The sequence below is a fragment of the Roseateles saccharophilus genome, assembly GCF_004342485.1.
Classification (GTDB): domain Bacteria; phylum Pseudomonadota; class Gammaproteobacteria; order Burkholderiales; family Burkholderiaceae_C; genus Pelomonas; species Pelomonas saccharophila.
The window spans coordinates 17,126-30,645 of record NZ_SMBU01000049.1; the positions used below are offsets into that span (position 1 = coordinate 17,126).

General features: G+C 71.9%; 10 protein-coding genes. 7 read left to right on the top strand and 3 right to left on the bottom strand.

Annotated elements, in window-relative coordinates; genetic code table 11:
• The first annotated feature begins 35 nt into the window (after positions 1–35).
• Both EV671_RS24020 and EV671_RS24025 read left to right on the top strand, forming a co-directional pair.
• A complete protein-coding gene (locus EV671_RS24020; RefSeq protein WP_132576448.1) occupies positions 36–1,406 on the top strand; it encodes a sigma-54-dependent transcriptional regulator in 1,371 nt (456 codons plus the stop codon).
• Between the two features lie 2 nt (positions 1,407–1,408).
• On the top strand, positions 1,409–3,394 hold the full coding sequence (locus tag EV671_RS24025) for a sensor histidine kinase (protein WP_132576449.1): 1,986 nt from the start codon (positions 1,409–1,411) through the stop codon (positions 3,392–3,394).
• Between the two features lies 1 nt (position 3,395).
• Here the strand turns inward: EV671_RS24025 and apbC are convergent, their stop codons facing one another.
• Positions 3,396–4,490: an iron-sulfur cluster carrier protein ApbC gene (gene apbC / locus EV671_RS24030; protein WP_132576450.1), complete on the bottom strand. Its 1,095-nt coding sequence runs from the start codon at positions 4,488–4,490 to the stop codon at positions 3,396–3,398.
• A 117-nt stretch (positions 4,491–4,607) separates the two neighbouring features.
• On the opposite strand from apbC, the gene EV671_RS24035 reads away from it, so the two are divergent.
• Together EV671_RS24035 and EV671_RS24040 are read left to right on the top strand one after the other, a co-directional pair.
• A complete protein-coding gene (locus EV671_RS24035; RefSeq protein ID WP_132576451.1) occupies positions 4,608–5,513 on the top strand; it encodes a DUF3034 family protein in 906 nt (301 codons plus the stop codon).
• Between the two features lie 78 nt (positions 5,514–5,591).
• The gene (locus EV671_RS24040; protein ID WP_132576452.1) at positions 5,592–7,880 is read left to right on the top strand and encodes a TonB-dependent receptor plug domain-containing protein; all 2,289 of its coding nucleotides are present in this window, start codon (positions 5,592–5,594) and stop codon (positions 7,878–7,880) included.
• A gap of 10 nt (positions 7,881–7,890) precedes the next feature.
• Here EV671_RS24040 and EV671_RS24045 read toward each other — a convergent pair whose 3' ends face one another.
• Positions 7,891–9,813: a bifunctional diguanylate cyclase/phosphodiesterase gene (locus tag EV671_RS24045; RefSeq protein ID WP_132576453.1), complete on the bottom strand. Its 1,923-nt coding sequence runs from the start codon at positions 9,811–9,813 to the stop codon at positions 7,891–7,893.
• 10 nt (positions 9,814–9,823) lie between these two features.
• A complete protein-coding gene (locus EV671_RS24050) occupies positions 9,824–10,474 on the bottom strand; it encodes a transglutaminase-like cysteine peptidase (RefSeq protein WP_132576454.1) in 651 nt (216 codons plus the stop codon).
• 93 nt (positions 10,475–10,567) lie between these two features.
• Between EV671_RS24050 and EV671_RS24055 the strand changes: the two genes are divergently transcribed.
• The 3 genes from EV671_RS24055 to EV671_RS24065 all read left to right on the top strand — a co-directional run bounded on the left by EV671_RS24055 (position 10,568) and on the right by EV671_RS24065 (position 13,404).
• Positions 10,568–11,464, top strand: coding sequence for an HDOD domain-containing protein (locus EV671_RS24055; RefSeq protein ID WP_132576455.1), 897 nt, complete (start codon positions 10,568–10,570; stop codon positions 11,462–11,464).
• A 2-nt stretch (positions 11,465–11,466) separates the two neighbouring features.
• Positions 11,467–12,021 (top strand): hypothetical protein, encoded by a 555-nt coding sequence (locus EV671_RS24060; RefSeq protein WP_132576456.1) that lies wholly within the window; start codon positions 11,467–11,469, stop codon positions 12,019–12,021.
• 90 nt (positions 12,022–12,111) lie between these two features.
• Positions 12,112–13,404 (top strand): S1C family serine protease, encoded by a 1,293-nt coding sequence (locus EV671_RS24065; RefSeq protein ID WP_132576457.1) that lies wholly within the window; start codon positions 12,112–12,114, stop codon positions 13,402–13,404.
• The last annotated feature ends 116 nt before the right edge of the window (positions 13,405–13,520 follow it).

Genomic DNA, 13,520 nt, shown 5'->3' on the forward strand with positions numbered 1-13,520 from the left:
AGCGCCCCGGCGGCGCTGCACTACAGTGCGCCGCCATGCTGACGCCCGCCGCCCTCCTCACCGACCCGGTTGCGCACTGGCCCGCCAGCGCGGTGCTCATCGTCGACGACGAGGAAGGCATGCGCAGCTTCCTCGTCAAGGCGCTGGCGGCGCGCTGCGGCCAGGTGCTGGCGGCCGACTCGGCCGAGGCCGCCGCGGCCCTGGTGCAGCGCCAGCGTTTCGACCTCATCGTGCTGGACATCACCCTGCCCGGCCAGAGTGGCATGGACTGGCTGAAGGCGCTGCGCCAGCAGGGCAACAGCTGCGAGGTCATCCTGATCACCGCCTTCGCCGACATCGACACCGCCATCGAGGCGCTGCGCGCCGGCGCGTCGGACTTCATCCTCAAGCCCTTCCGGCTCACGCAGCTGCTCAACGCCGTCAAGCACAGCCTGGAGCGCGCCCGGCTGGCGCGCGAGAACTTCGTGCTGCGCCGCACGCTGGCCCAGGGCCAGGCGGCGGCCAGCGCCTTCCTCGGCGACAGCCCGGTCATGGCGGCGCTGCGCCGCGACCTGCAGCGCGCCGCGGCGGCCGAATCGCCGGTGCTGCTGTGCGGCGAGTCCGGCACCGGCAAGGAGCTGGCCGCCGAGGCCCTGCACCGCGGCGGCCCGCGCGCGGCCGGCCCCTTCGTGCCGGTGCATTGCGCGCTGCTGCCGCCCGACCAGGCCGAGGCCGAGCTGTTCGGCCGCGGCGGCGGCGCCGGCAGCGCGCGCGACGGCCTGGTCCACTACGCGCAGGGCGGCACGCTGTTCCTGGACGAAGTCTCCGAGCTGCCCGCCGCGGCCCAGGCCGCGCTGCTGGGCGTGCTGGCGGAGCGGCGCATCCGCCCGGTCGGCAGCGAGCAGCTGGCCGCGGTGGACCTGCGCCTCGTCGCCGCCAGCCAGCGCGACCTGCAGGCCGAGGTGGGCGCCGGCCGGCTGCGCGCCGACCTCTACTACCGGCTGCAGGTCATAGCCCTGCGCCTGCCGCCGCTGCGCGAGCACAAGCCCGACATCGCCGTGCTGCTGCGCCACTTCATCGCCGAGCTGGCGCCGCGCCTGGGCGTGCAGCCGCTGCGGCCCAGCGCGCGCGAGATCGACTACCTGATGCAATACGGCTGGCCCGGCAATGTGCGGGAGCTGCGCAACTTCGTCGAACGCTCGCTGATCCTCGGCTCGATGAACCTGTCGGCCCTCTACCCCGCGCTGGAGGCGCCGCCCGAGCCGCCAGAGCGACCACCGACGACCGACCTGCAGACGCTGGAGCGCCAGCACATCCTGGCCGTGCTGGACTCGGTGCAGGGCGACAAGAGCGCCGCCGCACGACTGCTGGGCATCAGTCGGCGCACGCTGGAGCGGCGCTTCGCCGAATGGGGCCTGGGCAGCTGACCATGGCAGCGCAGCGGCGCTACAGCATCCGCGCGCGCCTGCTCGCGCTGGCCCTGCTGCCGCTGGTGCTGGTGCTGCCGCTGCTGGGACTGGTGCTGCTGGTCTGGGGCAATGACGCACTGGACCGGCTGCTGATCACCAAGGTGCGCAGCGACCTGGCCGTGGCCCAGGGCTATTTCGAGCGGGTGCAGGCCGAGGTGGGCGGTGGCACGCGTGCCGCCGCGGGCTCGCATGCGCTGGTGCAACCGCTGCAGCAGGGCCGGCTGGACGGCGTGCCGGCCCTGCTGGCGGCGGCGCGCGCCGAGCATGGGCTGGAGTTCCTGAACCTGCTGGCGCCCGACGGCCGGCTGCTGGCGCGCGAGACCGGCCTGGTCGCCGACGGCCCGGCCATGCCGCTACTGGTCGCCGACGCGAGCGGCGCGCTGGCCTCGGTGGCCGTCATCGAGGCCGCGCGCTTCGCCGAGATCGCACCGCAGCTCAGCCCCCGCCTGGGCATCCCGCTGCTGCCGACGCAGAACGCAGCACCCACGCAGCGCGCCCGCGAGGACCGCGCGCTGGTGCTGGTGGCCCGCGCGCCGGTACTGGACGAGGCCGGCCGCCTGCTGGGCCATCTGCAAGGCGGCGTGCTGCTGAACCGCAACCTCGGCTTCATCGACCACCTGAACCAGATCGTCTACCCCGAAGGCGCCCTGCCCGCCGGCAGCCTGGGCACGGCCACCCTCTTCCTCGACGACGTGCGCGTCTCCACCAATGTGCGGCTGTTCGGCGGCAGCGAGGACAGGGCCATCGGCACGCGCGTGTCGCGCGAGGTGCGCGACGCCGTGCTGGGCCGCGGCGGCACCTGGCTGGCCAGGGCCTTCGTCGTCAACGACTGGTATGTGTCGGCCTACGAACCGCTGGCAGACGGCGGCGGCCAGCGCGTGGGCATGCTCTACGTCGGCTTCCTGGAGCGGCCCTTCGTGCGCATCAAGACCGCCGTGCTGGCCGGCATCGCCATCGTCTTCTTCGCCGTGATGGCCCTCGCCGCCTGGGTGTCGCTGCGCTGGGCACGCACCATCTTCAAGCCGCTGGAGCGCATGACGCGGACCATGGGCCGCGTCGAGGCCGGCGAAGGCGCCGCGCGCGTCGGCCCGCTGGCCGGCCGGCCCGACGAGCTGACGGCCCTGGCCGGCCACCTCGACCACCTGCTCGACACCGTGGACGACAAGACCCGCGCGCTGCAGCGCTGGGGCGAGGAGCTGGACCACAAGGTCGCCGAGCGCACGGCCGAGCTGGAGGCCGCTCAGGCGCGGCTGCTGCGCAGCGAGAAGCTGGCCACCGTGGGCCAGCTGACGGCCAGCATCGCCCACGAGGTCAACAACCCCATCGCCGTCATCCAGGGCAACCTGGACCTGGCGCGCGAGCTGCTCGGCGCCGCCGCGGCGCCCGCGGCGGCCGAGCTCAGGCTGATCGACCAGCAGGTCGAGCGCATGCGCCTCATCGTGACCCAGCTGCTGCAGTACGCGCGGCCGGGCGACTACGCCGGCTATGTGGAGCCGGTGGACGTGCCGCAGCTGCTGCAGGACTGCCTGGTGCTGCTGGCCCGCCCGCTGCAGGCCGGCGGCGTGACGGTGCAACAGCAGCTGCACAGCGGGCGCGCCGCCGCCATCAACCGCCAGGAGCTGCAGCAGGTGCTGATCAACCTCATCGCCAACGCCCAACAGGCCATGCCCGACGGCGGCCTGCTGACGGCGGCGCTGGACGACTGGGACGACGCCAACGGCCGCCCGCTGGGCCTGCGCCTGCGCCTGCAGGACAGCGGCCCCGGCGTGCCGGCGGCGCTGCGCGAACGCCTGTTCCAGCCCTTCGTCACCGGCCGGCGCGACGGCACGGGCCTGGGGCTTTGGATCAGCCGCAGCCTCGTCGAACGATATGGCGGCGAGCTGAAGCTGCAGCCCTCCGAGACGGGCGCCTGCTTCGAGCTGCTGCTGCGCAGCGAGGCCAGGTGAATCAGCTGTTCTTCGAGATCGAGATCGTCGGGAACTTCGCCGAATAGTCCTTGCCCTGGGCGGCGATCTTGGCCGTGACCTTGCGCGCCAGTGCCTTGTAGAGCGCGGCGACCTCGCCGTCGGGCTCGGCAGCAACCGTGGGCGTGCCCGAGTCGGCCTGGGCGCGGATGCTCATGGCCAGCGGCAGCGCGGCCAGCAGCTCGGTGCCGTATTGCGCCGCCATCTTCGCGCCGCCTTCCGCGCCGAAGATGTGCTCGGCATGGCCGCAGTTGGAGCAGACGTGCACGGCCATGTTCTCGACGATGCCGAGGATGGGCACGCCCACCTTCTCGAACATCTTCAGGCCCTTCTTGGCGTCGATGAGGGCGATGTCCTGCGGCGTCGTCACGATGACGGCGCCGGTCACGGGCACGCGCTGCGACAGCGTCAGCTGGATGTCGCCGGTGCCGGGCGGCATGTCGACGATGAGGTAGTCCAGCTCCTGCCAGCGCGTCTGGCGCAGCAGCTGCTCCAGCGCCTGAGTGGCCATGGGGCCGCGCCAAATCATGGCCTGGTCGTCGTCGACCAGGAAGCCGATGGAATTGACCTGCAGGCCATGCGCGACATGCGGCTCCATGTTCTGGCCGTCCAGGGTCTCGGGCCGGCCGCTGGCGCCGAGCATCAGCGGCATGCTGGGGCCGTAGACGTCGGCGTCCAGCACGCCCACGCGGGCGCCTTCGGCGGCCAGGGCCAGGGCCAGGTTGGCGGCCGTCGTGCTCTTGCCCACGCCGCCCTTGCCGGAGGCCACGGCGATGATGTTCTTCACGCCCGGCAGCAACTGCACGCCGCGCTGCACGGCATGGGCGACAACCCTGGTCGAGATGCCGACGCTGACATTGCCGACGCCGGCCACGCCCTTGGCCGCGGCCACCAGGGCCGCGCGCAGGGCCGCATGTTGGCTGGCGGCCGGGTAGCCGAGCTCGACGTCGATGGCGACGTCCGTGCCCTCGACCTTGATCGAGCGGATGGCCTTGGCCTCGCCCAGCGTGCGGCCGCTGCCGGGGTCCGTCACGGCTTGCAGCAGGGGTTGGAGCTGGGCTTCGGAGATCGCGGTCATGGCAGGCAAGGGTTCACGGGAAACAGGGCAGGCAGTCTAGCCCGCGGCCGGTTCGCGGCCGGCCGGCGGGTCTTGTGCGTAGAGTCCGGCCGTCTCGCACCGGAGCCGGAGAATTCCATGCATCGCCCTGCCCTCGCCCTCCTCATCGGGCTCACCGCCATGCTGCCCCCAGCCTGCACGCTGGCCCAGTCCGGCGGCAAGCTGCTGCTGACCGGCGGCGTCTCGAGCATCGACGGCGCGGCCGGCGGCGGGCTGACGCCCTGGGCGCTGACGGGCAGCTATGCGACGACGGGCGAGATCGGCGCCACCGCCTTCGCCACCCGGGCCGGCACGGGCAACTACGGGCTTCAGGTCCATGGCGCGGCGGTGTCGGCCTGGGACCGCATCGAGCTGAGCATCGCCAGGCAGGACCTGGACACCGGCAACAACCTGGCCGCACTGGGCCTGGCGGGCCTGCACCTGAAGCAGGACATCCTCGCCGCCAAGTTGCGCATCGCCGGCGACGCGGTGCTGGACAGCGACACGCCGATGCCGCAGATCGCCCTCGGCCTGGAGCGCAAGCAGGCCCATGCGGGCGGCCTCGGCCCCACCCTTTTCGGCCCGCTGGGCGCCAGAGATTCGGGCACGGATGCCTACGTGAGCGCGACCAAGCTCTTCCTCGCCCAGGGCCTGCTCGTGAACCTGACGCTGCGCGCCACCCGCGCCAACCAGAATGGCCTGCTCGGTTTCGGCGGCGCGCAGGGTGGCAGCGCCCGGCTCCGGCCCGAGCTTTCCGTCGCCAGGCTGCTGCGCAAGGACCTGGCCGTCGGCGTCGAGTACCGCGCCAAGCCGGACAACCTGAACCGGTCGGTGCTGGGCACCGGCGCGCTGAAGGAGGACGACTGGAAGGACGTCTTCCTCGCCTGGGCGCCCAGCAAGCATTTCTCGCTGACGGCCGCCTGGGTCGACCTCGGCAAGATCGCCCCCGCCGTCCAGCCCAGGCGCCAGAACGGCGGCTACCTGTCCGCGCAGTTCGCCGTCTAGCGCGCCGCCGCGGTAAAGAATTCTTTCGTTCACCGACCGGCCACAGGCCGGCCCGGACCGCATGGCAACCTCGCTGCCATGCAACTCTTCCCTGTCTCCGTGGCGGCCGCTCTGGCGGCCTACGGCAGCCTGCCGCCCGCGCTGGCCCAAACCCAGCTCCAGCCCGCTCCGCCCGAGGCGGCCGCCTCGGCACCCGCCCGCCAGCAGCGGCCGACACAACGCCCCGCCGCCAAGCCCGCCGACGCCAAGCCCCCCGCCCAGCTCGACCGCGTCGAGGTCGACGGCCAGGCCAGCGACGAGTCCATCCGCCGCGCGTCCACGGCCAGCAAGATCGTCATCACGCGCGAGGAGATCGACCGCTTCGGCGACACCACACTCGGCGAGGTCATCAAGCGCCTGCCCGGCGTGACCACCGGCGGCCGCCCGGGCCGCGGCGGCGAGATCCGCATGCGCGGCATGGGCCGGGGCTACACGCAGATCCTCGTCAACGGCGAGCGCATGCCGCCCGGCTTCTCGCTGGACGAACTGCCGCCCGAGCAGATCGAGCGCATCGAGGTGCTGCGCGCGCCGACGGCCGAGTACGGCACGCGCGCCGTCGCCGGCACCATCAACATCGTGCTGCGCGAGGCGCTGAAGAGGAAGCTCAACGAGTTCCGCGCCGGCTTCGCGGCCGAGCGCGGCAGGCTCAGCCCTGGCCTCAGCTGGACGCGCAACGACGGCTTCGGCGCCGGCCATGCCTACAACTTCACCGTCAACGCGATGCGCGGCGAGCGGCTGGACAAGGTCATCAACGACACGCTGACACACACCGATGCCAGCGGCAGCGACAGCCTGCTGTCCTCGCGGGGCACAAGCGCCGACAGCCGCACCGGCCTGCACGTGAACGCCCGCATCCAGCTCAAGCTCGACGGCGGCGACAGCCTGGCTCTGCAGCCCTTCCTCGTGTCCAGCCGCTCCGACACCAGCTCCCATCTGCTGCAGACGACCACGCCGGCGCCCAGCCCGCAGCCCGCCGGCTTCTTCGACCAGTTCGACACCGGTGGCAGCAGCCGCTTCACGATGGCCCGGCTGAACGCGCAGTGGCTGACCCGCGCCGGCCCCGACACGCGCATCGAGCTGCGCGGCGGCATCGGCCACGCGCAGGGCGACAGCCACAGCCGGCGCCAGGAGCGCCTGGCCGGCGTGGCGACGCGGCTGCAGGACGACGACACGCAAAGCCGCGACAGCAGCTGGAGCGCGCTGGCCAAGCTCTCGCACAACCTCGGCGGCGAACACAGCCTCGTCGCCGGCCTGGAGGGCGAGGGCACCACGCGCGACCAGAACCGCGTGACCCTGGTCAACGGCGCGCCGCAGCCGGGGCTGCAGGACTTCGGCGACGACCTCGACGCCGCGTCCACCCGCTTCGCCGCCTATGCCCAGGACGAGTGGAGCATGGGCAAGCAGTGGGACTTCTATGCCGGCGCGCGCTGGGAGGGCATCACGACCCGGTCCAGCGCCGCCAACTACGACGCGCACAACCGCTCCAGCGTCTTCACGCCGCTGGCCCATGCCCGCTACAAGCTCGACGAGCGCGGCCGGCAGATGCTGCGCTTCAGCCTGACGCGCAGCTACCGCAGCCCGCAGCTGCAGGACCTGATCGCGCGGCCCACCCTCAACAGCCAGGTGCCCCACCAGGCCAACACCCCGGACCGCGCCGGCAACCCCGATCTCAAGCCCGAACTGGCCACGGGCTTCGAGATCGGCTTCGAGAACTACCTGAGCAAGGGCGGCCTGCTCAGCGCCAACTTCTTCGCGCGGCGCATCAGCAACCTGATGCGCACGGTCACGTCGCTGGAGACGGTGTCGTGGAGCGCCACGCCACGCTGGGTGGCGCGGCCGCGGAACATCGGCAATGCGTCGACGGCGGGGCTGGAGCTGGAGGCGCGCTTCCGGCTGGACGAATGGCTGGAGGACGCGCTGCCGGTCAATGTGCGCAGCAACCTGAGCCTGTTCACGTCCCGGGTCGGCGGCATCCCGGGGCCCAACAACCGCATCGACGCCCAGCCCAAAGGCACGGCCAACCTGGGCGCGGACTACCGCCTGAAGACGCTGCCACTGAGCCTGGGCGCGTCGCTGAACTGGACGCCGCAGACGACCATCCAGCAGACGACGCTCACCGAGGTCACGGCCAGCCGCAAGGCGGTCCTGGACGCCTTCGCGCTGTGGGCCATCGACACGGCGCAGTCGCTGCGGCTGTCGGCCACCAATCTGTCGGCGCTGGACTATTTCACCGGCACCGTCATCGACACCGGCGCGCAGCTCATCACCTCGCGCAGCGGCGGGCCCAGCTATACGCAGTGGCAGCTGCGCTGGGAGATGAAGATCTGAGGGGCGGCGCTCAGCCCCGCAGGCTGGCCGTCACCCATGGCCCGGTCAGCCCGTCCAGCTCGCAGTCCCACAGCGCCTGGGCGTCCATCGCGTCGACGACGCCCTCGCCATAGACCTTCAGCGCCAGGCTGCGCAGCATGATGACCATGCCGCGCACGAAGGCCGCGCGGCCGGCCTCGCCGGCCACGCCGAGCAGCACGGACGCGTCCAGCTTCACATAGTCCAGCCCGGCCTGGTAGAGCTTCTCGACCTGGGCCAGCCCCGCGCCGGCATGCTCCAGCCCGAGCTTGACGCCCAGCGGGCGCAGCTGGCGGCCCAGTTCCAGCAGGCGGTCGAAGTGCTCGGTGGCGGCAGCCTCGGCCAGGTCCAGCAGCAGGCCGCGCGCCGCCTGCGGCGCGTGCCCGAGCAGCTCGCGCAGCTGCGGCAGGAAGGCCGCGTCGGCCAGCGAGGCCGGCGCGATGTTGATGCAGCGGGGCTGGCCGTCGGCCGTGATGGCGCGCAGTGCCAGGTCGACGGCGAACAGGTCGACGACGGCCGTCTGGCGCGCACGCACCGCCAGCGGCAGCCAGGCCGTGGCCGGCAGGAAGTCGGCATCCAGGCGCAGCTGCAGCGGGCATTCCAGGTGCAGCAGGCGGCCGCCGCGGTCGCGCACCGGGAACTCGACGAGGCGGCCGTGGCGCTGCACGACGGCCTCGTGCAGCTGCGAGCGCCACAGGGCCTCGCCCTGCTCGCGGCCCACGCCCGGGTCGGCCACGATCTCGACGACGAAGCCGCCACGCGCCTCGCCCAGGTGCTCGGCACGCGCCAACGCGGCATCGGCCTCGCCCAGCCAGACGCTGCTGGGTCGCTCGCGCGGCAGCTCGATGGCGCCCAGCGCCACCTGCACGCCGGGGCCAAAGGCCGGCAGGCTGGCCCGCAGCGCATCGGCCAGCGCATGGGCCGTCTCGGCGGCCACGCCCTCGGCAGGCAGCCACAGCGCGAAGTCGCCGCCGTTGAGCCGGCCGACGCGGCAACCGGCGACGGACTCGGGATAGGCCCGCAGCGCGGTCACGAGGGTCAGCAGCACGTCGTCCGCCGTGCTGCGCCCCAGACGGGCGTTCAGGCCCGGCAGGTCGCGCAGGCGCACCAGCACCAGGCCGGCGATGGCGGGGCCGTCGTCGCGCTGCAAGGCCGAGTCCAGCTCGGCCAGGAAATGCTTGCGCGTGGAGACGCCGGTCAGCGGGTCATGGTGGACCTGCTCGCGCAGCACCAGCAGCTGGCCGGCCTGAGCCTCGAAGAGGTCGCGCACGCGCTGCACCATCGCGTTCATCGCCCGGGTCAGGCGCTGCAGCTCGGGCACGCGCGGCTCGATGACCTGGCCATAGCTGCCGGCCAGCACGCCCTCGGCCTGGGCCACGGCCGCATCCAGCGGGCGGCGGATGCGGCGCAGCCCGGCCCAGGCCGCCACGGCGGCGGCGATGCCGACGACGAGCAGCCAGGCCAGCAAGCGGCGCGAGGACTGCCACAGCGCGTCATGGGCATAGCTGGAATGGCTCTTCAGCTCGACCGCACCGATGGCATTCCAGCCATTGGAGAGCTGGGCCACGCCGGGCGCCGCCTCGATGGGCAGCAGGTCGCGGAACCATGCCGGCGCCTGGCCGGGCCGGGGTGGCTCGGCGCGCTCGAACAGCGTCTCGCCACTGGCGCCGCGCCAGCGCACGAACTCGTAGGCGCCGGTGTCGAACTGCGCCGACACCAGCAGCTTGATGAGCTCGGCATCGCCCTTCTGCTGCGACAGCGCGAGCGCCAGCGCCTGCGCGTTGTCGGCGTTCTTCAGTTCGAGCTGGGTGCGCATCAACTGCTGCGCGGACAGCGTGGACAGGCCGACCGCGCCCACCAGCGCCGCCAGCACCACGCCCAGCACCAGCCATGCGATCTGCCGCATCAAGGACATGTCTTTTCCCTCACAAGAATCCCTCCGCTTTGACTTTGGCCACCAGCTCCCGCCACAGCGACAGCCGCGCCAGCGGGTCGCCCGCCGTCACCGGACCCACGCCCTGCCACAGGCCTTCGGTATTGAAGCTGAACACCGGCGTCAGGTCGGCGCGCTGCGATGCGGGCAGCACCTCGGGGCGCAGGTTGTCCAGGATCAGGGGCTCCGCGCCCGGCTGGGCATAGTAGGCCAGCACCATATGGGCCAGCGACTGCCCGCCCAACCGCGCCCGCACATAGACCATGCGCAGCTTGGCCGTCGCCACGCCCGAGGCGGCCAGGCTGAAGTATTTGGCGATGGCGTAGTCCTCGCAGTCGCCGGCGCGCTTCTCCAGGCTCTCCAGTGGCGAGGCCCAGTAGTCGGGCACGCCCCAGACGGTCTGGTCGTCCTTGAACGCGATGCGGCGGTTGAAGAAGTCGTTGATGTCCTTCAGGCGCTGCGCCTCGTCCAGCGTGCTGTCGCGCTCGATCAGCTGCACCAGGGCCTGGGCCTGATCGGCCAGCCTGGGGCTGCGCGCGGCCGCCACCTCCAGCACGCGCGCAGCGTCGTAGGCCGCCAGCGCCGGCCAGGAGCAGGCGAGCAGCGCGGCCAGCCACCACCCCCGGCGACGGCGGGAGGCCATGGCGAGACAGGTCGGTGAAGTGGGCAAGATTGACGGCGGGGAGCGATTGAATTCACTGTACCCGGGCACGGGCTCACCTAAGATTTTCAAACCATGCAGAACCCGGCATCCCCTCACGCCAGCCCCGGCCGCACGCAGCGCATCCGCGACGACCTCGACCAGTCGCGCCGCCGCGGCCCCTTGCAGCACATCCAGATCCCGCCCTGCCCCGAACTGCTGGCTCAGTTGCAGCAGGCCATGAGCGAGCCCGAGCCCGACCTCAACCTCGTCGCCCGCATCGCGTCCAGCGACGTGGCCATGGCCGCGACGCTGCTGCGCATTGCCAACGGCCCGCTGTTCAAGCCCGTGGGGCCGCCCTGCGCGACGGTGGGCCAGGCCATGACCCGCATCGGCCTGCGCGAGAGCGTGGCCGTGATGATGGGTTTCCTGGCTCGCCATGCCATCCCCGTCAACGCGCCGCAGCTCGCACGCTTCTGGCAGCGCAGCAGCAAGCGCGCCATCGCGATGGCCACCATTGCGCGCCAGCTGCCGGGCCTGTCGCCCGACCTGGCGCACAGCTTCGGCCTGTTCCTGCATGTCGGCATGCCGGTGCTGCTGCAGAGCGTGCGCGGCTATGCGGCCACGATGGTGGAGGCCGCCGCCCGCATCGACCGCCCCTACATCGCCACCGAGAACGCCAACCACAAGACCGACCACGCCGTCGTGGGCGCCCTGGTCGCGCGGGTGTGGAACCTCTCGCCCACGCTGATGGCCGCCATCCGCCTGCACCACGACTACGCCGCCCTCGGCCATGCCGACATCGAGCCCGAGGTGCACACGCTGATCGCTGCCGGCCTCATCGCCGACCACCTGATGCGCCGCAACGAAGGCCTGCCCGAGGACGCCGACTGGGCCGCCCACCACGCCGACGCACTGGCCTGGCTGCATGTCGGCGGCGACGAGCTGGCGCAGTGGGAAGAGGCCATCGCCGTGCAGTTCGACGCCGACTGAGCATGCGCCTGCCGCGCCTGCGGGTGCTCGTTCCGGCCCTCGCACTGCTCGCGATGCTGCCGCCGCTGGCCTGGTGGGCCTACGGCCCGCGCGGCTTCGCGGTCGAGCTGGTGCGCCGGACCTGGCGCCTGGAGATCGAGGTGGAGCGGCTGCGGCTGGAGGCCGGCACCGACTGGTGCGATGAGCTGCCGCAGGGCGCCTTCGACATCAGCCGCCGCCGCATCGCCGACCCGAGCGGCCAGCGCGTCGGTCTGGCCGAGCATTGCCGCTACAGCCTGCTGGCCTGGCGCCGGCAATGGATCGCCCGCGAGGAGGGCGAGGCCGGCAGCACGCCGCGCTGGCCCAACCCGCCCCTGCGGGTGGTGCCGGCCGGCGAGCCCGGCCGCGAACGCCTGGGCCGGCGCGAGGCCTATTACGAGCTGGAACTGCGCACCGGCGCGGGCCAGGTCTGGACCTGCCGCACCACACCCGAGAACTGGCAGGTCCTGCGGAACGGCCAGCGCTTCAGGCTGCCGGTGGACCGCTGGGGCACGGCCAACTGCGGCCTGCTGGACTGAGAAGCCACCTCGCGGCTCGCTTAATATCCCGCGCCGGCCCCATAACGGCGCCATCAGCGCGACGGGCCATGAGTAAGCCGAGGAGGAACCATGACGATGAACCTGCGCCCCGCCCTGCTGCTGGGGTTGGCCCTGTCCGCCAACGCCGCGCTGGCGGCCGACGCGCCCCCACCGCCCAGCGTCGCTCAGAGGCAAGCCATCAGCGCCCAGGGCGCCGAGCTGAAGGTCACGCTGGCCGTCGACAAGCTCAAGATCTCGATGCTGCAGGGCGACGACATGGGCGGCAACAGCTTCGGCTGGTTCTGCATCAACCGCCAGCCGCTGACGGTGACCGAGAACTACATCAAGAACTACGGCGCCTTCATGGGCAGCGTCGCGACCCAGGAGCTCAAGCGCCTGGGCTACCCGCTCGCCGGAAAGGGCCAGTCCAACGCCTTCGACGTGGACGTGGCCGCCGCGCCGGACTTCCGCATCGGCGGCATCCTGACCGAGGCCAAGCACGAGCTCTGCTGGCTGAACAACAGTGCCGAGGGCTGGATCTACTACAAGATCGACTGGGCCCTGTTCTCGGAGAAGCAGCAGAAGGTCGTCTACCAGGCCTCGGCCGAGGGATTGGCGGCCAGCAAGGACAAGGTGCCCGACCTGCCCAAGCGCGCCGTCATCTCGTCGCTGAGCAATTTCCTCGCCGCGCCGGCCATCCTCGAAGCGTTAAAGGCGAGCGACACGGCCGCACCCGCTGCCGCGCCGGCATCCGCGGCCAGCAGCGCAGCGGCCGAGGCTCCATTGCCCGCCGCGGCGCTGACACTCAAGGGCGTTCCCGCCACCGGTGGCGGTGCGCTGAAGAACCAGGCCCAGTTGCGCAACGCCGTCGTCACGCTGGAGACGGCCTCCGGCTCGGGCAGCGGCTTCTTCATCGACAAGGCCGGCCATCTGCTGACCAATGCCCATGTCGTGAAGGGCTCGAAATACGCCCGCATCAAACTGCAGAACGGTGACAAGGCCGTGGCCGAGGTCGTCAAGGTCAACGAGCAGGCCGACGTGGCCCTGCTGAAGACGGCGCTGACCGACGGCGACGCGCTCGCCATCCGCGGCGGCACGGCCCTGGACGTGGGCTCCGATGTCTATGCCATCGGCTCGCCGCTGGGCGTGCTGAACAACTCGATGACGCGCGGCGTGCTCAGCGCCGACCGCATGCTGCAGGGCAGGCATGTGCTGCAGAGCGACGCGGCGGTGACCTTCGGCAGCAGCGGCGGCCCGCTGCTGGATGGCGACGGCCGCGTGATCGCCATCACGCAGGGCGGCGTCGAGGCCGGCAAGGGCTTCAACTTCTTCATCCCGATCGAAGAAGCGCTGAAGGCGCTGCAGCTGGCCGTCACGCCCTGAATGAACACCCTCGCGAAAAAGGCCTCTCTTGAAAATCGAGTGGGTAGGATCGGGGCCGGTTGATCACTCCGAGGAGTGGTGCCATGACAGCCAGAGTCTTCGAAGCGGCGCTCGGT